The 20,419-nt window shown below is 61.4% G+C and carries 17 protein-coding genes and 1 pseudogene; 11 read left to right on the top strand and 7 right to left on the bottom strand.

From position 1 onward, the window contains the following. Position 1: 1 nt before the first annotated feature. The 4 genes and pseudogenes from NLX68_RS02130 (at position 2) to NLX68_RS02120 (ending at position 2,726) form a co-directional block, all read left to right on the top strand. Entirely contained in the window at positions 2-433 is a 432-nt protein-coding gene (locus NLX68_RS02130) for an Imm30 family immunity protein (RefSeq protein WP_254282479.1), read from the top strand. 222 nt (positions 434-655) lie between these two features. Continuing rightward, positions 656-916: pseudogene (locus NLX68_RS26420) on the top strand (RHS domain-containing protein); the annotation flags it as partial. After that, positions 820-1,482, top strand: a complete 663-nt coding sequence (locus NLX68_RS02125) for a hypothetical protein (RefSeq protein ID WP_254282477.1) — start codon at positions 820-822, stop codon at positions 1,480-1,482. The pseudogene NLX68_RS26420 and the gene NLX68_RS02125, both read left to right, overlap by 97 nt. 89 nt (positions 1,483-1,571) lie before the next feature. Beyond that, positions 1,572-2,726, top strand: a complete 1,155-nt coding sequence (locus tag NLX68_RS02120; protein ID WP_254282475.1) for a lysozyme inhibitor LprI family protein — start codon at positions 1,572-1,574, stop codon at positions 2,724-2,726. Positions 2,727-2,731: 5 nt separating this feature from the next. Here the strand turns inward: NLX68_RS02120 and NLX68_RS02115 are convergent, their stop codons facing one another. Beyond that, positions 2,732-3,913 carry an MFS transporter gene (locus tag NLX68_RS02115; protein ID WP_254282472.1) on the bottom strand — a complete coding sequence of 394 codons (1,182 nt, stop codon included), beginning with the start codon at positions 3,911-3,913 and terminating at the stop codon, positions 2,732-2,734. A 97-nt stretch (positions 3,914-4,010) separates the two neighbouring features. Between NLX68_RS02115 and NLX68_RS02110 the strand changes: the two genes are divergently transcribed. Both NLX68_RS02110 and NLX68_RS02105 read left to right on the top strand, forming a co-directional pair. After that, the gene (locus NLX68_RS02110; protein WP_254282470.1) at positions 4,011-4,913 is read left to right on the top strand and encodes a LysR family transcriptional regulator; all 903 of its coding nucleotides are present in this window, start codon (positions 4,011-4,013) and stop codon (positions 4,911-4,913) included. Positions 4,914-5,027: 114 nt separating this feature from the next. Continuing rightward, positions 5,028-6,692, top strand: a complete 1,665-nt coding sequence (locus tag NLX68_RS02105) for an FMN-binding glutamate synthase family protein (RefSeq protein ID WP_254282468.1) — start codon at positions 5,028-5,030, stop codon at positions 6,690-6,692. Between the two features lie 30 nt (positions 6,693-6,722). On the opposite strand, the gene NLX68_RS02100 is transcribed toward NLX68_RS02105, so the two are convergent. After that, a complete protein-coding gene (locus tag NLX68_RS02100) occupies positions 6,723-8,024 on the bottom strand; it encodes an OprD family porin (RefSeq protein WP_010221262.1) in 1,302 nt (433 codons plus the stop codon). A gap of 228 nt (positions 8,025-8,252) precedes the next feature. After that, positions 8,253-8,942, bottom strand: coding sequence for a DsbA family protein (locus NLX68_RS02095; RefSeq protein ID WP_254282466.1), 690 nt, complete (start codon positions 8,940-8,942; stop codon positions 8,253-8,255). A 246-nt stretch (positions 8,943-9,188) separates the two neighbouring features. On the opposite strand from NLX68_RS02095, the gene NLX68_RS02090 reads away from it, so the two are divergent. Continuing rightward, complete coding sequence (locus tag NLX68_RS02090; protein WP_254282465.1) at positions 9,189-11,291, top strand: TonB-dependent siderophore receptor; 2,103 nt, start codon at positions 9,189-9,191, stop codon at positions 11,289-11,291. 70 nt (positions 11,292-11,361) lie between these two features. Here NLX68_RS02090 and NLX68_RS02085 read toward each other — a convergent pair whose 3' ends face one another. The 4 genes from NLX68_RS02085 to NLX68_RS02070 form a co-directional block, all read right to left on the bottom strand. Continuing rightward, positions 11,362-11,562 (bottom strand): hypothetical protein, encoded by a 201-nt coding sequence (locus NLX68_RS02085; RefSeq protein WP_036995321.1) that lies wholly within the window; start codon positions 11,560-11,562, stop codon positions 11,362-11,364. Between the two features lie 187 nt (positions 11,563-11,749). Then, a complete protein-coding gene (gene aguA, locus NLX68_RS02080; RefSeq protein WP_010221259.1) occupies positions 11,750-12,856 on the bottom strand; it encodes an agmatine deiminase in 1,107 nt (368 codons plus the stop codon). A 20-nt stretch (positions 12,857-12,876) separates the two neighbouring features. Then, positions 12,877-13,755 carry an N-carbamoylputrescine amidase gene (gene aguB / locus NLX68_RS02075; RefSeq protein WP_254282463.1) on the bottom strand — a complete coding sequence of 293 codons (879 nt, stop codon included), beginning with the start codon at positions 13,753-13,755 and terminating at the stop codon, positions 12,877-12,879. A 170-nt stretch (positions 13,756-13,925) separates the two neighbouring features. Then, positions 13,926-16,835 carry an aminotransferase gene (locus NLX68_RS02070; protein WP_254282462.1) on the bottom strand — a complete coding sequence of 970 codons (2,910 nt, stop codon included), beginning with the start codon at positions 16,833-16,835 and terminating at the stop codon, positions 13,926-13,928. A gap of 213 nt (positions 16,836-17,048) precedes the next feature. On the opposite strand from NLX68_RS02070, the gene rfbB reads away from it, so the two are divergent. From rfbB to rfbD, 4 genes are read left to right on the top strand one after another with little or no spacing between them, the layout of a single operon-like run. Next, the gene (gene rfbB, locus NLX68_RS02065) at positions 17,049-18,131 is read left to right on the top strand and encodes a dTDP-glucose 4,6-dehydratase (protein WP_254282461.1); all 1,083 of its coding nucleotides are present in this window, start codon (positions 17,049-17,051) and stop codon (positions 18,129-18,131) included. Then, entirely contained in the window at positions 18,128-19,003 is an 876-nt protein-coding gene (gene rfbA / locus NLX68_RS02060; protein WP_254282459.1) for a glucose-1-phosphate thymidylyltransferase RfbA, read from the top strand. Before rfbB ends, rfbA begins: the two co-directional genes overlap by 4 nt. After that, positions 19,000-19,545, top strand: coding sequence for a dTDP-4-dehydrorhamnose 3,5-epimerase (rfbC, locus tag NLX68_RS02055; RefSeq protein WP_254282457.1), 546 nt, complete (start codon positions 19,000-19,002; stop codon positions 19,543-19,545). Before rfbA ends, rfbC begins: the two co-directional genes overlap by 4 nt. Continuing rightward, positions 19,542-20,414, top strand: a complete 873-nt coding sequence (gene rfbD / locus NLX68_RS02050; RefSeq protein WP_254282455.1) for a dTDP-4-dehydrorhamnose reductase — start codon at positions 19,542-19,544, stop codon at positions 20,412-20,414. Before rfbC ends, rfbD begins: the two co-directional genes overlap by 4 nt. The last annotated feature ends 5 nt before the right edge of the window (positions 20,415-20,419 follow it).

The raw sequence follows: 20,419 nt of genomic DNA, 5'->3' as shown, positions 1-20,419 counted from the left end.
GATGAGCCTGACCCAAGACCTTGAAGACTGTGCAAGCTTGAGCAACGCCGCTGAGGTGGGGCGTTTTTCCGCGACACTGAAGGCCATGGCGCAGACCCGCGACAAGCAGTACCTGAAGGTGATGCTCTCGCACCTGGACGATGACTGTGAGTATGGCGACCTCATGAAGGAAATAATCGGTATGGCTGAATCCTTCGACCCTGCCAGTTATGTCGAGGCCGTGGTCGAGGTCGCCGACACCCTCAAGAACAAGGCCAGCGACTGGCTGGAAAGCATCCACTACCGGATATTCAACTCCCCCGACTACACAAAGCTTTACCGCACGGCATTGGCGCACAGTGCCAACAGGGCAGCGGTCGAAAGCTACCTTAAGGACTTTCTCGCCGGTAACCCGGAGAAGCAGTCCGAAGTGGACTCGGTTCTGGCACGTTGAATGAAAGCGCGGCGGCCAATTCCGCTACAGCCGCCGCTGACGTAAAGCGAGTACGACGGCTCTGGCAACCTGCTGGAGCAGCCTCATTTCACCCGGGACGGATTGCACCTACTGTTGGAGCAGCAACCTGGCCGGACCAGCCTCTATCTCTATGACCAGGACAGCCATGAACCTTTGGCCCAGGTAGACGGCACTGGCGCGCAGTAACAGGTTCGCTACTACCACAACGACCCCAACGGCCTGCCTCAGCACCTGAGCGAAGATACTGGCGAAACCGTCCGGCAGGCGCGTTATCAGGTCTGGGGCAATAGCCTGCAGGAAGCGCGTGAAGCACACTTCATCGAGGAGCAGAATCTCAGGTTCCAACGTAAGGACTGTTACCAACAATGGACTCGCAAAAAATCCTCCTTGGCAGCAACGATCAAGGCCTCGGCCAGGTCGGCGGCGGCGCCCGTCTGCCGCGCCTGGACCTGTGGCCATTGACGCCCGACACCCAGGAGCCGATGACCCCGCTGTGCACCATCAGCGAGCGGTTCCTGCCGATCAATTTCATCCCGGCCGGCATGGCCTTGACCGTGTTCATCACCGCCCGCCAGCACGACGGTGCCTTCAACCGCGCCGTGCAGCGACACTACACGGTCAACCAGCAGGATGATCTGGACAAGACCAGCAACGGTTATGCCCGCGTCATTCTGCATACCCTGGCCGAGCAGGAGCTGCTGCCAGCCGCCCCGCCCCTGTTGCTGGAGCGCAGCTTCATTCAGTTCGAACCGCTCAGCGCGCAGGAAGAAGACGAAGAGCTGGCCGACGAGGACAGTGGCCTGGAAGTCAGCAAGCCGCTGGGACGCCCTTCGTGGCTGCAGGACCCGATCTACGAGCCACCGCGCTATCAGTTCCTCATGCAACTGCTGGACAGCGATATCGCCAAGGCCAGCCCTGCCCATGAGGGCTTGCTGGCGGACGGCATCGGCTACCTGTATGTGAACCGCCAGGCGCGGCGCGGCAAGGAAGGTGACGAGGCAGGATTCTTCTTCATTCAGTTCACCTGAAACCGGCGGTGGCCATTGCTGCGGCAGATTCCGCAATGGCCCTTGCTGACGTATCATCGCCACCCCGCTCAAACTCACATGGATGTCCGATGAAAGCCGCCGCGCGCTTGCTTCCTGCTGCCCTGTTCGCTGCCTGCCTGCACAGCCCCGCAACCGTTGCCGCAGGCTTTGACTGCAGCAAGGCCAGCACCCTGCTGGAAACCGCCATCTGCACCACGCCGTCGCTGTCGGCCAAGGACGACACGCTCAACGAACGCTACAAGCCGCTCAAGGACCGTAAGATCTTCCGTGAGCTGGAGAACTTCTGGCTGCGCGAAGTGCGCAATCGCTGCGAGACCGCCGCCTGCCTGGAAGTCGCCTACGACCAGCAGATCAAGCTGCTGACCCCGGTGCCGACGCTTTCCCAGGTTGATCCCAAGAGCCTGCAGCCCCTGCCCCGCGATCAGCGTTACACCCAGGTCGAGGATGAGCCGTGGCAGCGCTTTCCCCTGGCCACCGTCGCCGACATGAGCGAAGACAGTTTTGTCTACCTGGTCGACGTCGCCACCCTGGATGGCGTGCTGAACGTGGTGTTGTTTGTCGCCGAAAAGCAGGATGAGCAAGGCAGCAACCCTGGCAACATTTATGACAGCCGCCCGATCGGTACGCTCTATGAATACTCCGATGCTCGCCCTGGGCTGCACCCGTTCGCGCGCAATGTACGCTTCGACGGCTGGAGCAGAATCACCTCCAACGACCAGGGCCAGCGCTATGCCGGGATCATCGACGGGGTGTTCTATTACCGGCAGAAGATGACGGGCGAAGCCCAGCAGAGCATGGCCTACAAACTGGGCTCCCAGGCCGCGCCGCAACCCTCGACGCAACTGTACGCGGCCGAGTCCAACAGCAAGCGTTTCGCCAAGGCGCAGATCAGCGGCGACCTGAACCAGGACAACTCCGGCCTGCTGCTCTATTACCCGCACCTTAACGGCAATGACAACCCCTACGACCGGGTGATGGACAAGGATGCCGGCGGCTGGAGCCTGGTCAACCCGACCTGGAGCCCGACCCGGCCAGTCCTGTACTTCGACAACAATGGCGGCTTTGCCTGTATCTGGCGGGTCGACCTGGTGAGCAAGCGCCTGGAGAAGATCGTCCCCGAACACGAAGCGGTGGCCGCCCGCCCGGTGGACGTCATTGGCCGCGAGGCGATCGTCTACCTGGAAGCCGACCAGCTGATGTTTGCCATCGCCCCGGATCAGTAAAGGTTCTACTCTCGGCACCAGCGGTGTGCACGATGATCGGCATCGCTGCGCTGCCAGCCGAACCAGGCAATCAGCATCACCAGCAGTTGTGCCCCCATGATCAGCGGCACACAGCCTGGCCAGCCCCAGCGTTCCCAGAACAGCGCCGGCAACAGCGCGCCGGCGCTGCCGCCCAGGTAGTAGAAGGTCAGGTAGCAACCCACGGCGCCGGCCTTGTTGTGCTTGGCGGTGGTGGTGACAAAAGCATTGGCAGCCGCCTGGGCCAGGAACACCCCGGTGGAACTCAACGCCAGGCCCAATACGATCCACCACAGGCTGCCGAGCAGTGTCAGCAACGACCCAAGCAGGCCCAGCACGCCAGCCGTCAGCACCAGATGCGCAGGCGGCCTGGCACCGGCCAGCTTGCCGGCAATCGGCGTGACCACCAGGGCCAGGAGAAATACCGCATAGACCGAACCTAGCGCCGCGACGCCGAGATTGAAGGGCGCGGCCAGCAGATGGAGGCCGACATAGGTGAAGGTGGCAATCTGCGAAAACAGCACGCAAAAGCCGACCAGGTAGGCCGCCAGCAACGGCCTGTTGCGCAGCATGCTGATACGGTTGTGGGTGAGGCTGCTTTCGATCAGGCGCCCGCCACCGGGCAGCAGCCAGTGGATACTCAAGCCAATCAGCAAGGTCAGCATTGCCAGTAACACGAAGGCTTCGCGCCAACCCAGGTATTCGGTCACCAGCCCCGTAAGGAAGCGCCCGGCAAAACCGCCAAGGATGGTCCCGGCGACGTACAGGCTGGTGACTTCAGTAACCATCGCGCCCTGCCAGCGCTCGCCGATGTAGGCCACGCTGGTGGCGAAGATCACCGGGATCAGCATGCCTTGAACGAAACGCCAGAGCAGCAGGCTCTCGAGGTCGTTGGCGCAAGCCAGCATGACACCCGGCAGGCTGAGCAGCAGCGCCGCCACAACCAGCACCGCCTTCTGACGCCAGCGTCGGGTCAGCACGCCGACAAAGGGCGCGACCAAGGCCACGGCCAGGGTGGTGGCGGTGATGCTCCAGCTGACGTGCCGGGTATCCACAGCGAAGCTCTGCGCCAGTTCGGCGAGAATGCCCTGGGTGGCGTAGAGCGGCAGAAACGCGGCGCATCCGCAGAGGAACATGGCGAAGCGGGTGGCGGACTGGCGCGATGGCATGGGAAAACTCGTTACAGTGACGAGCAATGTTTATAAGGTGCGGTCATTGGCCGTGACCAATACCGAATTCGGACCGATTGATACCTCAAGGTGCAACATGCTCGATGTGCGAAAACTGCGCTATTTCATTGCCGTCGCCGACGACCTGCATTTCGGCCGCGCCGCGCAGCGCCTGCACCTGGCCCAGCCGGCGCTGACCCGACAGATCTCGGCGCTGGAAAGCCAGCTGGGGTTTCGCTTGTTCGAGCGCAGTAGCCGCGCCGTCAGTTTGACCGTCGAGGGTCAGCAATTCGTACCTTATGCCCGTGGCGTACTGGAGCAACTGACACGCAGCGAGCATTTTGCCGCCAAGCTGGCTGCCGGCACTGCCGGGCAACTGAGCCTGGGCTACGCCAGTTCGGTGGCCTTGAGCGATCGCTTCACCCAGGCCATTCAGCAGTTTTCCCGCGCTTACCCCGAGGTCCGCCTGACGCTTGTCGAGGAAGCCTCTACGGCGCAATGGCAACACATCGTCGAAGGCTCCCTGGAGATTGGTCTGAGCCGTCTGTTACCACCGCCGCAGCTCAACGAACTGCAGGTCCAGCCGCTGGATCAGGAGCCACTGCTGGTGGCGCTGGCTGAGGACGATCCGCTGGCAGCCCTGGAAACCATCAGCCTCGTTGAGCTGCAAGCCCATCCTGTGGTGCTGTACAGCGACGAACAGGGTACCGGCCTCAACGAAGCCATCGAGCGCTTGTTCCAGCATTGCGAGCTGCCCTTGCTGCGCGGGCCGAGGGGACGCCAGATCACGTCGATCATTGCCCTGGTGGCAGCCGGCCAAGGCATTGCGTTGGTTCCCGCCTGCGCCCGCGCCTTGAACCAGCGCGGCGTGTGCTATCGGCCCCTGAAGGAAGCTGCGGCCACCATCGGTTTACTCGCCGTCAGCCATCGCCATCGACGCTCACGGACCGCCGATGCCTTTCTGCAAATACTTGCCCGGGCACCTGAACCCGGCGCATGAGCGCGGCTGCCTGACAAGCACGGCGGAGATAAAAGTGTTTTACCGAAACCACTGGTTTTCTAAGCCAATGCTTTGCCTATCCTAGGAAGGATCTCTCATATCAGCGGAAGATCCATGAAAGCTTCGCTTCCCAGCCGCTACGCCTGCCTGGTCGGCTGCCTTGTTTTCACCTTTGCCAGCCTGCCCTTTCTCGCTGCCCATTCCTGGCTCTGGCCGTTCACCCTGATCAGCGCCCTGCTCAGCCTGGTCGGTCTCAATGACCTGCGCCAGAGCCACCACGCCGTGCGGCGCAACTACCCGATCCTGGGTAACATCCGCTACCTGATCGAAACCATCCGCCCGGAGATTCGCCAGTACCTGCTCGAAGGCGACGATGACAAGCTGCCGTTCTCCCGGGCCCAGCGCTCGCTGGTGTACGCGCGGGCCAAGAACGAAAGCGCCGAGAAAGCCTTCGGTACCCTCAACGATGTCTACCGGCCGGGCTTCGAGTTCATCAGCCATTCCATGTTGCCGGTCGAAACGCCCGACCCCGCCTCGTTTCGCATCAGCATCGGCGGCCCGCAGTGCCGCCAGCCCTACTCGGCGTCGATCTTCAACATCTCGGCGATGAGCTTCGGGGCACTCAGCGCCAACGCCATTGCCGCCCTGAACAAGGGGGCCAAGCTCGGTCGCTTTGCCCATGACACCGGTGAGGGCAGCATCAGCCCCTACCATCGCGAGCATGGTGGCGACCTGATCTGGGAAATCGGCAGCGGTTATTTTGGCTGCCGCACAGCAGAAGGTCGTTTTGATCCTCAGCGCTTCGCCGAACAGGCCCGCGACCCGCAGGTGAAGATGATCGAGGTCAAGCTCAGCCAGGGCGCCAAACCCGGGCACGGCGGGATACTGCCCGGGCACAAGGTCAGTGCCGAAATCGCCGCCACCCGTGGTGTACTGATGGGGGAAGACTGTATTTCGCCTGCGGCGCACAGCGCCTTTCGCAGCCCGGTACAGTTGCTGGAGTTCATGGCGCAACTGCGCCAACTGTCCGGTGGCAAGCCGGTGGGTTTCAAGTTCTGCCTGGGCCACCCATGGGAGTTCATGGGCATCGCCAAGGCCATGCTGGTCACCGGCATCGTTCCGGACTTCATCGTCGTCGATGGCAAGGAAGGCGGTACCGGCGCCGCGCCGCGGGAGTTCAGCGACAACATCGGTGTGCCGATGCGCGAAGGCCTGATGTTCGTGCACAACACCCTGGAGGGCCTGAACCTGCGCGACAAGATTCGCATCGGCGCTGGCGGCAAGATTATCAGCGCTTTCGACATTGCCAGCGTGCTGGCCATTGGCGCCGACTGGGTCAACTCGGCCCGTGGCTTCATGTTCGCCATCGGCTGCATCCAGTCGCAAAGCTGCCACACCAACAAATGCCCGACCGGCGTGGCCACCCAGGATCCGCTACGCCAGCGTGCTCTGGTAGTACCGGAAAAAGCCGACAGGGTTTACAGCTTTCACCGCAACACCCTGCATGCCCTGGGCGAAATGCTCGCCGCTGCGGGCCTGGAGCACCCGTCCGAGCTCAAGCCCAAGCACCTGGTAAGACGCATCAGCGCCAGCGAGATCCGCCTGTTTTCCCAGTTGCACGTGTTCCTCAAGCCTGGCGAATTGCTCAGCGGCGCGATCGACAGCGAGTTCTATGCACGGATGTGGCGCATGGCCCGTAGCGACAGCTTCGAGCCGCAGACCAGCGAGGTGCTGGCGATCAAGCCTGCTGTACGCCGAAAAGAAACAACCCCGGCCTAGGCCGGGGTTGCTGGAGTCGCCAAACAGCTATCAGAGAATGCTGATCGGGTACTCGACGAATACGCGGACTTCGTTACCGTCGTCGTTGTAGCCGTTCTGACGAACGCTGTCAGAAGTACGCAGGAACGAGCTACGCAGTTTGACGGACAGGTCCTTGGCTGGGCCTTCCTGAACCACGTACTTGAACTGGTTGAAGATTTCGCGCTCTTTACCTTCGCCGAAGCCGTGGGTGTTGATGTTGTCACCACGCACGTAGGCCACTTTGTAGGTCAGGCCCGGTACGCCGAAGGCGCCGAAGTCCAGGCCGTAGCCCAGCTGCCAGGAACGCTCGTCTTCAGCGTTGAAGTCGGACCAGTAGGAGTTGGCCAGGTAGATGGTCGAACCACCGTCACCCACGCCACCGGCGTTCTGGTAGAAGCCGTACTGATAACCGGTGTCGCCAGTGCTGCGCTGGTGCGCAATGGTGATCGAGTGCGGGCCGAAGGCGTAGGTGGCCGCCAGGCTCCAGATGGTGTTGGAGTCACCGGTCAGGTCGGCGGCAGCGACGTACTTCTTGTCGATGTCAGACTTGTAGCCGTTGAAGTCCAGGGTCAGCGACTGGTCGTCGGCGATAGGGTGAACGTAGTTCACGCCCAGGTAGTGCTTCTTCAGTACATCTTCAACATCGGAGGTGTACAGGGAAGCCGACAGGTTTTCGGTGAACTTGTAGCTGCCGCCGAATACGTTGATCGACTTCAGGCCACCGCTGTCACGGCCTTCAGCACTCTTGCGGGCTTCCTGGGTGAAACGACCGGCGTTCAGTTCCAGGCCCTTGATCTCCTTGGAGGTGATCAGGGTACCGGTGTAGCTTTCTGGCAGCAGGCGACCGTCGTCGTACTGCAGCACTGGCAGTTCCGGCATCTGGTCACCGTACTTCAGTACAGTGTTGGAGATGCGGAATTTAACTGCTGCGCCACCACGGGCCAGATTGTGCGGGGAGTTCTGCTGGTTGGTTGGCGAGTCGCCGTCCGCCGGCTTGAAGAAGTCGATACCGCCACCGCCGTTGCGGCCTTTACCACCGTCCAGACGCACAGCGTACAGACCGAAAGCGTCGACACCGACACCCACGGTGCCCTGGGTGTAGCCGGAGGAGAACTTGCCGATGAAGGCCTGGCCCCACTCGCTTTGGTCTTTGGTATGGTGCTTCTTGTCACGGTTGATGAAGGCGTTGCGCAGCAGAACGCTGGCTTTGCTGTCTTCTACGAAGCCCTTGGCTTCGGCCTGGTCATTGGCCATAGCCTGAGTCGCTGCCATAAGCCCCAGCGCGATCAGACTGATCCTGGTTTTCAACATTTTATTTTCCTTATTACTTAGTCAAAGACGCTCTGCGACCAAACGCCAAAAACCACGCCCCCTGCGTGGGTTGACGCTCACGGGTCTAAAAATGAAAAGCCCGCCTGCGAGTGATCGCAGCGGGCCTTTTATTCTGGACTCTTGGCCGATGGGCCTACAGGCGTTGACCGAATCCTATCCGTGTGCGGATCAGCGTGTCAAAATTTCGTGAAAAGTAAGTGTTTCTGCTTACAAGTCGCAGCCATTCGGAGCGCAAAACGCTGGGTTAGAGGCATTTGCGTCCGTGCTCAGGTAGAACTCCCGGTCCAGCCATTGCACGAAGGCATCGGGCTTGCCGAGGAAGGGACCGATGTCGATCACCTGCAGCCGCCCTTCCCGTTCCAGCACCAGGGTTGGAAAACCCTGCCCGCCGACGCTGGCCATGAACGCACGGCTGGTACCCATGTGGCTTTCTGAATCCACTTCCAGCAAAGCGCTGGCAAAGGCGTGTGCAGGCAGCCCCATCTCGGCGGCGATGGCCTTGAGCACCGCATCATCGGCAATACGTCGGCCTTCTATGTAGTGCGCACGCTGCAACCGCGCCAGCAGTTCAAGGCCACGGCCCGCCAGTTGCTCCGCGGCAAGGATGGCGGCAATTGGCGGCTGCGAATCGAATACGGCGTCGTTGTCGCGCAGCAGTCCTTCGAAGTAATCCCGGCCAAAAGGCTGCCCGGTGTACTCGGCGATGCGCCGGTCATGGGGCATGACGAAGGCGCGCAACTGCGCCGAAACCTTTTGCCGATTGGCACCGGCCATCATCCCGCCGCCATGCAGCACGACCGGCATCAGGCCACTGGCAGCATTGATCAGCGGTTCGGCGCCATAGCACCAGCCACACAACGGATCGAAAACATAGTGAAGGGTGGTTTGCACGGGCATGAGCGCCTCCGAGAAAAAGTGATGGCGTCAGGTTAGGCCGGATGGAGGTTGCGAAAAACGCTGCACTGGTTACAGATTTGTTGCGAGAAACAGCACAAATAGCTGACCAGACCCAAGGCCAATCAATAGAAATATTTTGAAACAAACGGCTCGCCGGCATGTTTAGAAACAGTTAACGTTAGTAAATGGCAAGCATTATCATTCGCGCGATTTTTTTAATTTCCCGTAAATGCCCGGATGTCCGCCATGTTTGCCCCCTGCCGTCTTTCTCCCCTGACCCTGGGCCTATCGCTGTTTTTCAGCTCAGGCCTGGTCGCCGCTGCCACCACCACGCTGCCCGAGGTCTCGGTCACCGCCGAGTCCGACCGCGAGCGCGATGACCCGCGGGTACGCGAAGTCAGCACTGCCACCCGAACCTCGACGCCTGCCCGCTATGTGCCTCAGGCCATCGACGCGGTGAAGACCAGCAACGTGCTGGACTACGGCAACAACGACCTGGGCAAGGCACTCAGTGGCATCCCCAACGTCAGCAGCGGCGCCGATACCCGCTTTGACAGCGTGCGCATCCGCGGCTTCGACGCCAGCAACGACTTTTACCTCGACGGGATCCGCGACGACAGCCAGTACGTGCGCGACCTGCACAACATCGAGCGGATTGAAGTGCTCAAGGGCCCGGCCGCCGTACTCTATGGCCGCGGCAGCCAGGGCGGGATCGTCAACCGCGTGAGCAAGATGCCGGAAGCCGGCCGGCGTTCCAGCATCGAGGCCCAGGGCGGTAGCGAAGACCTGCGCAGCCTGTATGCCGACCTCAGCGCCGATCCGACCGATAACATCAGCCTGCGCCTGAACATGGGCAACCAGGACAACAACAGTTTCCGCGACGGCATCGATGGCAGCCGTCAGCTGTTCGCGCCATCGATGAGCTGGCAGCTGACCCCGGAGCTGAACTGGCTGGTGCAATATGAGTACAGCCGCTACAACCGCACCCCGGATCGCGGTATCCCCAGCGTCAACGGCCGCCCGGCCGACGTCGGCCGCGACACCACCTACGGCGATACCCAGCGTGACTTCATCGACGACAAGGCCCAGTCCCTGCGCTCGCGCCTGAACTACCAGCTCAGCGACAACTGGCAGGTGCGCCACACCCTGGGCCTGTTCAAGCTCAACAGCGATTTCGACAACACCTACCTGACCGGCTACAACGCCACCACCAACCAGGTCACCCGCCAGCGCTGGCAGCAGGACCTGAACACCCGCAACCTGTTCAACAACCTTGAACTGGAAGGCAACTTCGACACCTTCGGCCTGCAGCACACCCTGCTTACCGGCCTTGAGTTCGGTAACCAGCGTCGCGACCCGATCCTCTACACCGCAGCGACCTCGGGCGCGGGCTTTCGCCCGGTTCCGAGCCTGGACCTGAACAACCCCAACCGTGACCTGCAACACAACGGTCGCATGGTGGTCTCCAGCAACAACCACACCGTAGTCGACAGCCGCGGCTTGTACCTCCAGGACCAGCTGCGCCTGAACGATCAATGGCAAGTGCTGGCGGGGATACGTTTCGACCAGTTCGAGGTGGAAACCACCAACAAGGTCCGCGGCATCTCCGAGAAGCAGGACAGCAACAGCACCAGCCCGCGCCTGGGCGTGGTCTATTCGCCATGGCAGGAACATTCCTTCTATGCCTCCTGGAGCAAGACCTTCTCGCCAGTGGGCGGTGGCCTGATCGGTATCACCCCGGGCGCGGCCGGCAACACGAACGAAACCAGCCCGGAACAAACCCGGCAGAAGGAAATCGGGGTCAAGAGCGACTGGCTCGACGAGCGCCTGAGCACCACCCTGGCGGTCTATGAGCTTGAACTCTACAACCGCCGTACCAGCGACCCGAACAACCCTGGCATCACCCTGCTCTCGGGTCTGCAGCGTTCCCGCGGCGTCGAGCTGACTGCTACCGGTAACATCGTTGGCAACTGGTACGTGCGCGGCGGTATCGGTATTCAGGATGCAACCATCGTCAAGGACAACAACGGCCAGGAAGGCAACCGCGTGAGCAACGTCGCCAAGCGCAATGGCAGCCTGTTCGTGACCTGGAAGCCGGAGATGGGCTGGTACGGTGAGACCGGCCTGACCCTGGTCGGCGAGCGTTATGCCGACAACCAGAACACCGCCGTGCTGCCCGGCTATGGCCGCTGGGATGCCCTGGTGGGTGTGCGCACCAAGGACTGGGACCTGCGTGCGGCGCTCAACAACATTACCGACAAGACCTATTACAGCTCGGCCACCAGCGCCGCGCAGATCCAGTTTGGTGACCCGCGCAGCCTGATCGTTACCGGTACCTATAGTTTCTAACAGCACAGCAACAAAAAAGGGCGGCATTGTTCAGACAATGCCGCCCTTTTCATTGCTGTTGCCGAACCACCTAGCGGCTGCCATCACCCAGCAGCGCTTCCAGCTCTGCTTCAGTAAGCAGGCCTGCCGGATAACGCGCCAGCAACGAGCGACGCTGATCGGCCTTCCTGACCCGGTTTGCTCCATTGTGTTTCAACCATTGCGCCACGCGCTGGAGGGACTCGTGATTCACCGCTGATGGGGGCGAAGCCGGCTCACTTGCTGCATTCATTTCGACACGTACTCCCTGGGGCCGTGAGCGGCTAACCTACTCAAACTTTGTGACAGAACTGAGGAGCCCTATCTGCTTGAAATACAATGCAAAACAAATACAAGAGGTGTGCCAAAAAGCTATGCCGATCGTCGTCCGCGGATAAAAAAAAAGCCCGTCAATCGACGGGCTCTTTGCTTGCTGCACTTCAGCCTTTGGCGGGAGCCGGTTGCTGCTGGGTCAGACAATGAATGTTGCCGCCCCCCAGAAGCATCTCGCGTCCGGGGATCATGACCACTTCGTGATCGGGGAACACCCGCGCCAGAATCGCTCTAGCCTCAGCATCTGCTGGGTCGTCGAAGCTTGGGGCGATGATGCCACCGTTGACGATCAGGAAGTTGACGTACGAGCCGGCCAGGCGCACCGACGGGTTGCGCTCCTGGCTGCCGGCCACTGGATCGACCCCGGCGCACTCTTCTTCGCTGGCAAACAGCGGCCCCGGAATCGGCATCTTGTGCACGGTAAAGGCGCGACCTTTGGCGTCACGGCTGTTCTCCAACACCTCAAGTGCGCCATGACAGCGTGCGTAGTTGGGGTCTTGCGGATCATCGGTCCAGGCCAGTAACACTTCACCTGGGCGAACGTAACAACAGAAGTTGTCGACGTGGCCGTCGGTCTCGTCGTTGTACAGGCCATCGGGCAGCCAGATGATGGTGTCCACTGCCAGGTGATCACGCAGGATCGCTTCGATCTGCTCGCGGTTCAGGTGCGGGTTACGGTTGTGGTTGAGCAGGCATTCCTCGGTGGTGATCAGCGTACCTTCACCGTCAACGTGAATCGAGCCACCTTCGAGTACGAAACCTTCGGTGTGGTAGCGCTGGCAGCGCTCCATCTCCAGCACCTTGCTGGCCAGTTGCTCGTCACGGTTCCATGGCGAGTACAGGCCGCCCTCGAAGCCGCCCCAGGCATTGAAGCCCCAGTCGACGCCACGCACTTCGCCGCTGTCATTGATGACGAAGGTCGGCCCGGTATCACGCACCCAGGCATCGTCGTTGCTGATTTCCACCACGCGGATGTTCGGCAGGTCGAGCCGGGCGCGAGCGTTGTCGTACTGGGCGGCGGAGACGGCGACGGTCACCGGCTCGAAACGGGCGATGGCCTTGGCCAGCGTCACATGGGCAGCCTGCACCGGCTTGCCGCCCAGGCGCCAGTTGTCCGGGCGCTCGGGCCAGACCATCCAGACCTGGGTTTGTGGCGCCCACTCGGCGGGCATGTGGAAGCCGTCGGCGCGCGGGGTACTGGTGAGAGTTTTCATAGATGATCCTTGCTGAACTATCAGGATTGCAGCGCGCCGTCGAGGGTCTTCACCGGGCCGTACAGCGTCGGACGACGGTCTCGGAAAGTGCCCCAGGCACTGCGGGTGTGCTCAAGTTTGTCGAGGTCGAAAGTATGCACCAGCACACCCTCCTCGGTCTCGTTCAGCGCCTGGACCTTCTCGCCGAACTGGTCGGCAATGAAAGAGGAGCCGTAGAAGGTGATGTCGTAGCCGTCCTGCTCTTCGCGGCCGATGCGATTGCTGGCGATCAGCGGCATCAGGTTGGCGCCGGCATGACCTTGCTGTACACGCTGCCAGTGGTCGCGCGAGGAGATGGTGTTGTCGTGCGGTTCGCTACCGATGGCCGTCGGGTAGAACAGCAGCTCGGCTCCGAGCAGGGCCATGCTGCGTGCGCACTCGGGGAACCACTGGTCCCAGCAGATGCCTACGCCGATTTTCGCGTAACGGGTCTGCCAGACCTTGAAGCCGGTGTCGCCCGGGTTGAAGTAGTACTTTTCGTGGTAGCCGGGGCCGTCCGGGATGTGGGTTTTACGGTACACGCCCAGGTTGCTGCCATCGGCATCGATGATCGCGATGCTGTTGAAACGCGCACGCCCGGCCAGCTCGTAGAAGCTGATCGGCAGCACCACCTGCAGCTCTTTGGCAAGCTTCTGGAAATGGCCGATGGCGGCATTGGCCTCAACCGGCGTGGCCAACTGCAGGTAGTCCGGGTTGGGCTTCTGGCAGAAGTACGGGGTTTCGAACAGCTCCTGGATCAGGATGATCTGCGCGCCCTTGGCGGCCGCTTCGCGGACCAGCCGCTCGGCGCATTCCAGGTTGCCCTGGCGGTCCCAGGAGCAGGCCATCTGGGTGGCGGCAACAGTGACGGTGCGGCTCATTTACTCCTCCTCGACAGGTGGCTGGGCCGACTAGGCCAGGCCATCACGGTGATGATGGAGGCTTTTATATCCGATAAATATCGACTTTAAAAGGGATATCTTAAAAAACAAAGCCAACAAAAAGCCGGTTAATCCGATAACAATCGAACTAACCGGCTTTAGCTCAGGCGTTACAGGTCTTCTGACAACACCCGGTCGATGCTGTCGACGAAGTAGTCCACGCTTGCCCGGGTGGTGCACATCGGCGGCTTGATCTTGAGGATGTTCAGGTAATCGCCTGTGGGCTGCATGAAGATGCCCAGGTCGCACAGGCGGTTGCACAGGACGGTGGTCTCGGCACTGGCAGGCTCCAGGGTCTGGCGATCACGCACCAGCTCCAGCCCCAGGTAAAAGCCGGAGCCGTGCACGGCACCCGCCAGCGGATGTTTATCGACTAACTGCTGCAGCCGTGACTTGAAGTAGCCGCCGACTTCCCGGGCGTTGTCCCACAACCCCTCTTCTTCCATGACATCGAGCACGGCCATGCCAATGCGGCAGCTGACCGGGCTGCCACCGGCGGAGGAGAAGAAATAGCCTTCGGCCTCCAGCGCCTCGGCAATCTCCCGGCGGGTGATCACCGCACCCAATGGCTGACCGTTACCCATGCCCTTGGCCATGGTGATGATGTCCGGCACAACCCCCTGTTCTTCGAAACCCCAGAACCAGGTACCCAGCCGGCCATAGCCGACCTGCACTTCATCGGCAATGCACACGCCGCCCGCTGCCCGTACCTTGGCATAGGCTTGTTGCAGGTAACCCGGCGGCAGCGAGATGCCGCCGGCATTGCCGTACACCGGCTCACAGATGAAGCCGGCCAGCTGCCGTTGCTCGGCAGCCAGTGCGTCGAGCTTGGCATCGACATCACGCAAATAATCGGCGGTGCTTGCGGCGCCACGGAAGGCACCGCGATAGGTGTTGGGGGCAATCACCGGATGAACCCATGCCGGCCGGGTGCTCAAGGCCTGGGGGTTGTCAGCGATGGAAGTGGAAATCGCATCGGTAGCCACCGACCAGCCGTGATAGGCCTCGAGCACACTCAACAAGTCGCGCCCACCGCTGTAGGCCCAGGCCAAGCGGATCGCCAGGTCGTTGGCCTCGGTACCGCTGTTGACCAGAAACACCCGGTCCATGCCGCTCGGCGCCAGGGCCAGCAAGCGTTCGGAAAATTCGGCGATGGCCGCATAGTGAAAGCGCGAGTTGGTATTGAGCAGCGACCATTGCCGCGCCGACTCGGCAACCATGCGCGGATGCCCGTGACCAAGAACCGCAACGTTGTTGAGCATGTCCAGGTAAGCCCGCCCCTGCATGTCGAACAGGTAGTTGCGCCAGCCGCGCTCGATATGCGGCGGCTGCTGGTAGTAGTGCTTCTGCGAGCGGGCGAAACTGGCATCGCGCCGGGCCAGCAAGGCCTGGGCATCGACCAGCGGTTCGGCGTTGCAGGCAACGCCGAGGATGGCCTGTGGCGAGGGGCACACTGCTTGCCAGGCCCGAGCCCGCGAAGGCACGACAAAGGCCGGCGGGTACAGCCCGGCAACCCGGCACAGCTGAACTTTCAACAGTGCGGCACTGGCTCCCAGTGACTGCCCCTGGGCTATCACCTGCCCCGCGGCTGGCGGCTGGCTCAGCCCGTGCAGCCACAGGCTGCATTCATTGCCCGCAAGGCAACCGCTGTCTTCGCCGTACTGGTGCCAGGTACCGGCCCAGGGTGCCTTGAGCACCGTGGCTACAGGCAGGTGCACTTCGACATTCAGGGCGAAGGTTGCCGGTTCCGCCGGGTTATCGATGTGAGTCTGCGACAACCGGTACTGCCCATACAAGGTGCAGGCCGCGCCTGAATTGCTAGCCTGCTGGGCCAGCAAGCGCTGATCGATGCCCGGTTGCTCCCAGTTCCCTGCCTGGTAATGCTCGCTGAGCACGCCAAGATCCACCCCTACCACCTGTGCTGCGACCGAGGGTGGCAACAGCGGCGTGAAATCTGCCAGCACCCGCGCGGGCAATTCATGCCCGGTCACCTGCAGGATCGCCGCCTCCATCAGCTCGAAGGGCACGCTGGTGGCGACATCGAAGATTTCCCACTCATGGGCCAGGTTGTCGCGGCTGTAACTGTTACCAGGGTCGACACTCAGCTGTTGTTCACCGCTCAGCACCAACACCGCGGCCCGGGCGACCACTAGCGGCCACAAGGCCTGGAGTTCGACTGCGGTCAGCGGGTTGAGCGCATGGTAGGCCTCGATCGCCGGCAGTATGCGCAAGGGGTCACCCTCGGCGTGGTGCAGCAATGCCGCGCAGGTTACCGAGAGATCAGCGATGCGCCAGGTGTGCATCAGGTCGCCAAAATCAATCACCCCTTGCAGCTGCCACTGCCGCTGCTCATCCCGCGCCCAGACGGCGTTGTCATCGGTGATGTCCAGGTGCACCGCCTGCAGCGGCAATTGCTCGACCAACGGTTGCAGACGCGCCCTCGCCTGCTGTGCGGCAGCGCTTATCCGCGCTTGATGCGGGCTTTTAGCCAGCACCGGCAACAGGTGCTCGATCAATGCCTGGGCGTGGCGTGGGTCCCATTGCAGGGTACGTTCGAGCCCTGGGTGGGTGAAATCGGCCAGGGCCCGGTCGACTCGCGCGCAAAGACGGCCAAGCTCCGCCACCAGGCGTGGCTCCATGTGCTTGATTCGGGTCAGCGAATTACCGTCTATATAGTCGAGCAGGCGCACGCGCAAAGCCTGACCATCCACCTCTACCGCCAGCAGCTGCTCGCCCGTTCGCGATGCCAGCACGGCGGGCACCGGTAGCCCTTGATCGCGCAGGTAACCCAGGGCGCTGTGCTGGGCCTGCAGTTCGGCCATGGCGTAATCGCCATGGCAGATTTTCAGCACATAGCGCCCCTGAGGAGCGTCCAGGCGAAAATTCAGGTCCTGCTGACTGCCCAGCGCTTGTAATGAGCCGCTGAGGCCGAAATGCTCCTGCAACAGGCAAGCGGCCTGCTGTTCACTGACTTCAGGGCATGGCTGACTGGAGCGATGGATCAGGGTACTGAGCGACATGGGCTGGGGACCTCATTTTTTGTTGCCTATATCGCCACTGCTTGTGCCAGTTGGCAAGAATAACGGCTAAAATCGCAGCAGAATTGCTCTGCTGCCTTGAGCATCTCAAGGGAAAGGCACAGCTCGGCGCTTTTTGCTTGCGCCTGCCTCCCCCTGGCCACAAGCTATGCCCTTTAATTTTCAATGTCAGTTACGGAAGAAAGGCAGTCCGACATGCGAATTCTCATCACCGGCGGGGCCGGCTTCATCGGTTCGGCGCTGGTGCGTCACCTGATCAACAATACCGAGCACGAAGTGCTCAACCTGGACAAACTGACCTATGCCGGTAACCTGGAATCGCTGACCAGCATCGCGACCGATACCCGCTACGAGTTCGTCCAGGCCGATATTGCCGATCAGGCAACCGTCAGCGGCGTGCTTGAACGCTTCAAACCCCACGCGATCATGCACCTGGCCGCGGAGTCGCATGTTGACCGTTCGATCGACGGTCCTTCGGACTTTATCCACACCAATATCGTCGGCACCTACAGCCTGCTGGAGGCCACCCGCGCCTACTGGCTGACCCTGCCGGCCGATGAGCGCGCGGCATTCCGCTTCCATCACATTTCCACCGACGAAGTGTATGGCGACCTGCATGGCGTCGATGACCTGTTCACCGAAACCACGCCTTACGCGCCAAGTTCGCCGTACTCGGCAAGCAAGGCCGCGTCCGACCATCTGGTCCGGGCCTGGCAACGCACCTACGGTCTGCCGGTACTGGTGACCAACTGCTCGAACAACTACGGGCCGTTCCACTTCCCGGAAAAACTCATTCCGCTGGTAATCCTCAATGCTCTGGCCGGCAAACCGCTGCCGGTGTATGGCAACGGCCTGCAGGTGCGTGACTGGCTGTTCGTCGAGGACCACGCCCGCGCCCTGCTCAAGGTAGTGACCGAAGGCAAGGTGGGCGAGACCTACAACATTGGCGGGCATAACGAGCAGAAGAATATCGACGTGGTCCGCGGCATTTGCGCACTGCTCGAAGAGCTGGCGCCGCAACGTCCGGCGGGCATTGCCAACTATGCCGACCTGATCACCTACGTTCAGGATCGCCCTGGCCATGACCAGCGTTATGCGATCGACGCCAGCAAAATCGAACGTGAACTGGGTTGGGTCCCTGAAGAGACCTTCGAGACCGGCCTGCGCAAGACCGTACAGTGGTACCTGGACAACCTGGAGTGGTGCCAGCGGGTCCAGGACGGCAGTTATCAAGGCCAGCGCCTGGGCGCCAGCGAGTTCAAGGATCTGATTGCATGACCAAAGGTATTGTCCTGGCGGGCGGCTCCGGCACCCGTCTGCACCCTATTACCCTGGGTGTTTCCAAACAGCTATTGCCGATCTACGACAAACCGATGATCTATTACCCGATCTCGGTATTGATGCTTGCCGGTATACGCGAAATCCTGCTGATCTCCACCCCGCAGGACCTGCCGCAGTACAAGCAGCTGCTGGGTGACGGCAGCCAGTTCGGTATCGAGCTCAGCTATGCCGAGCAGCCTTCTCCGGACGGCTTGGCCCAGGCGTTCCTGATTGGCGAAGAGTTCATTGGCGACGATTCAGTCTGCCTGATTCTGGGCGACAATATTTTCCATGGCCAGGGTTTCAGCGAACAACTGCTGCGTGCCATCAAGCAGCCCTCCGGCGCTACCGTATTCGGTTATTGGGTCAAGGACCCGGAGCGATTCGGTGTTGTCGACTTCGACCAGGATGGCCGTGCGCTGTCCATCGAAGAGAAGCCGGCCAAGCCAAAGTCTCACTACGCGGTTACCGGCTTGTACTTCTACGATAGCGATGTGGTGAACATCGCCAAGAACGTCAAGCCTTCGCCGCGTGGCGAACTTGAGATCACCGACGTCAACAATGCCTACCTGCAACGCGGCGACCTGCGTGTCGAGCGTTTCGGACGTGGCTTCGCCTGGCTCGATACCGGGACTCACGACAGCCTCCTGGAAGCCTCGCAGTACGTGCAGACCATCGAACACCGCCAGGGCCTGAAGGTTGCCTGCCTTGAGGAAATCGCTTTCCAGCAGGGCTGGATCGACCGCACACAGTTGCTGGAGCGCGCCAAGGCATTTGGCAAGACCGGCTACGGACAGTACCTCTACGGCTTGGCTGAAGAACACCAATGAACGTAATCACTACTGATCTGCCCGGCGTACTGATCATCGAACCCAGGGTGTTCGGCGACAGTCGCGGATTTTTCTATGAAAGCTTCAACGCCGACGTATTCAAGGAAAAAACCGGCATCACCAGCACATTTGTCCAGGACAACCACTCGCGCTCACAGAAAGGTGTCTTGCGTGGGCTTCACTACCAACTGGAAAACACCCAAGGCAAGCTGGTTCGTGTGACCCAAGGGGAAGTACTGGATGTAGCAGTGGATATCCGCCGCAGCTCCCCTCATTTCGGCAATTGGGTCGCGGTCAGGTTGTCCGCCGACAACCATCGCCAACTCTGGGTGCCCGAAGGCTTCGCCCATGGTTTTGTCGTGCTCAGTGATAACGCCGAGTTCCTGTACAAGACCACCGACTATTACAACCCGGCGGCCGAGCGCTGCATTCGCTGGGACGATCCGGATCTGGCCATCGACTGGCAACTGGACGAAGCACCGCAATTGTCTGCCAAGGACCAGGCCGGAAAATGGTTGAAGGAGGCGGACCTGTTCCCATGAGCGCACGCTTGAGTATCCTCATCAGCGGCCAACACGGCCAGGTATCCCGGGAACTGCAACAGCGCCTGGGCGACCTGGCGCAGTTGCATGTGCTGGGTCGTGACCAGCTCGACCTGGCCAACCCCGAAGGCATTCGTGAACGCGTACAGACGCTCAAACCCGACCTGATCATCAACGCTGCGGCCCATACCGCAGTCGACAAGGCCGAGAGCGAGCCGGAGCTGGCCTTCGCGATCAATGCCCAGGCGCCCGGCATCTTCGCCGAAGAAGCCGCGAAGCTCGGTATCCCGCTGATCCACTACTCCACCGACTATGTGTTCGATGGTAGCAAGGACAGCCCCTACACCGAAGATGACGAGCCCAACCCGCTCGGCGTCTACGGGCGCAGCAAACTGGCCGGCGAGCAGGCGATTGCCGCAGTCGGCGGCCAGCACCTGATCCTGCGTACCAGCTGGGTGTATTCACGGCACGGGAGCAACTTTCTGCTGACCATGCAGCGCCTGCTGCAGGAAAAGCCAGAGTTGCGCATCGTCGCCGACCAGATCGGCGCGCCGACCTGGGCGGGCACCATCGCCATCAGCACCCGTGCCCTGATCGAGCGCTGGCAGGCTGGCCAGGCCGGTGCCTGGGGCACCTATCACCTGACCGCCCAAGGCGAGACATCCTGGTTCGGTTTCGCCCAGGCCATTGGCGAGCAACTCAAGGCCCAGGGCCTGCCTTGTGCCGAGCTGCTACCGATTCCTTCCAGCGATTACCCGACCCCGGCCCGCCGCCCGTTGAACTCGCGCCTCGATTGCAGTCGCCTGCAACGCGAGTGGCAGGTCAGCCAGCCGCACTGGCAGCAGGCACTGATCGACTGCCTGAAGTAGCGCAT

This window comes from Pseudomonas sp. SBB6, assembly GCF_024213215.1.
In the GTDB taxonomy this organism is placed as follows: Bacteria; Pseudomonadota; Gammaproteobacteria; order Pseudomonadales; family Pseudomonadaceae; genus Aquipseudomonas; species Aquipseudomonas donghuensis.
The sequence above is the reverse complement of the archived record's forward strand: the minus strand, read 5'-3'. Positions and strand labels throughout refer to the sequence as shown.

Coding starts and splice junctions, on each gene's coding strand:
- NLX68_RS02130 (WP_254282479.1), top strand. CDS start 2: ATGAGCCTGACCCAAGACCTTGAAGACTGTGCAAGCTTGAGCAACGCC.
- NLX68_RS02125 (WP_254282477.1), top strand. CDS start 820: ATGGACTCGCAAAAAATCCTCCTTGGCAGCAACGATCAAGGCCTCGGC.
- NLX68_RS02120 (WP_254282475.1), top strand. CDS start 1,572: ATGAAAGCCGCCGCGCGCTTGCTTCCTGCTGCCCTGTTCGCTGCCTGC.
- NLX68_RS02115 (WP_254282472.1), bottom strand. CDS start 3,913: ATGCCATCGCGCCAGTCCGCCACCCGCTTCGCCATGTTCCTCTGCGGA.
- NLX68_RS02110 (WP_254282470.1), top strand. CDS start 4,011: ATGCTCGATGTGCGAAAACTGCGCTATTTCATTGCCGTCGCCGACGAC.
- NLX68_RS02105 (WP_254282468.1), top strand. CDS start 5,028: ATGAAAGCTTCGCTTCCCAGCCGCTACGCCTGCCTGGTCGGCTGCCTT.
- NLX68_RS02100 (WP_010221262.1), bottom strand. CDS start 8,024: ATGTTGAAAACCAGGATCAGTCTGATCGCGCTGGGGCTTATGGCAGCG.
- NLX68_RS02095 (WP_254282466.1), bottom strand. CDS start 8,942: ATGCCCGTGCAAACCACCCTTCACTATGTTTTCGATCCGTTGTGTGGC.
- NLX68_RS02090 (WP_254282465.1), top strand. CDS start 9,189: ATGTTTGCCCCCTGCCGTCTTTCTCCCCTGACCCTGGGCCTATCGCTG.
- NLX68_RS02085 (WP_036995321.1), bottom strand. CDS start 11,562: ATGAATGCAGCAAGTGAGCCGGCTTCGCCCCCATCAGCGGTGAATCAC.
- aguA (WP_010221259.1), bottom strand. CDS start 12,856: ATGAAAACTCTCACCAGTACCCCGCGCGCCGACGGCTTCCACATGCCC.
- aguB (WP_254282463.1), bottom strand. CDS start 13,755: ATGAGCCGCACCGTCACTGTTGCCGCCACCCAGATGGCCTGCTCCTGG.
- NLX68_RS02070 (WP_254282462.1), bottom strand. CDS start 16,835: ATGTCGCTCAGTACCCTGATCCATCGCTCCAGTCAGCCATGCCCTGAA.
- rfbB (WP_254282461.1), top strand. CDS start 17,049: ATGCGAATTCTCATCACCGGCGGGGCCGGCTTCATCGGTTCGGCGCTG.
- rfbA (WP_254282459.1), top strand. CDS start 18,128: ATGACCAAAGGTATTGTCCTGGCGGGCGGCTCCGGCACCCGTCTGCAC.
- rfbC (WP_254282457.1), top strand. CDS start 19,000: ATGAACGTAATCACTACTGATCTGCCCGGCGTACTGATCATCGAACCC.
- rfbD (WP_254282455.1), top strand. CDS start 19,542: ATGAGCGCACGCTTGAGTATCCTCATCAGCGGCCAACACGGCCAGGTA.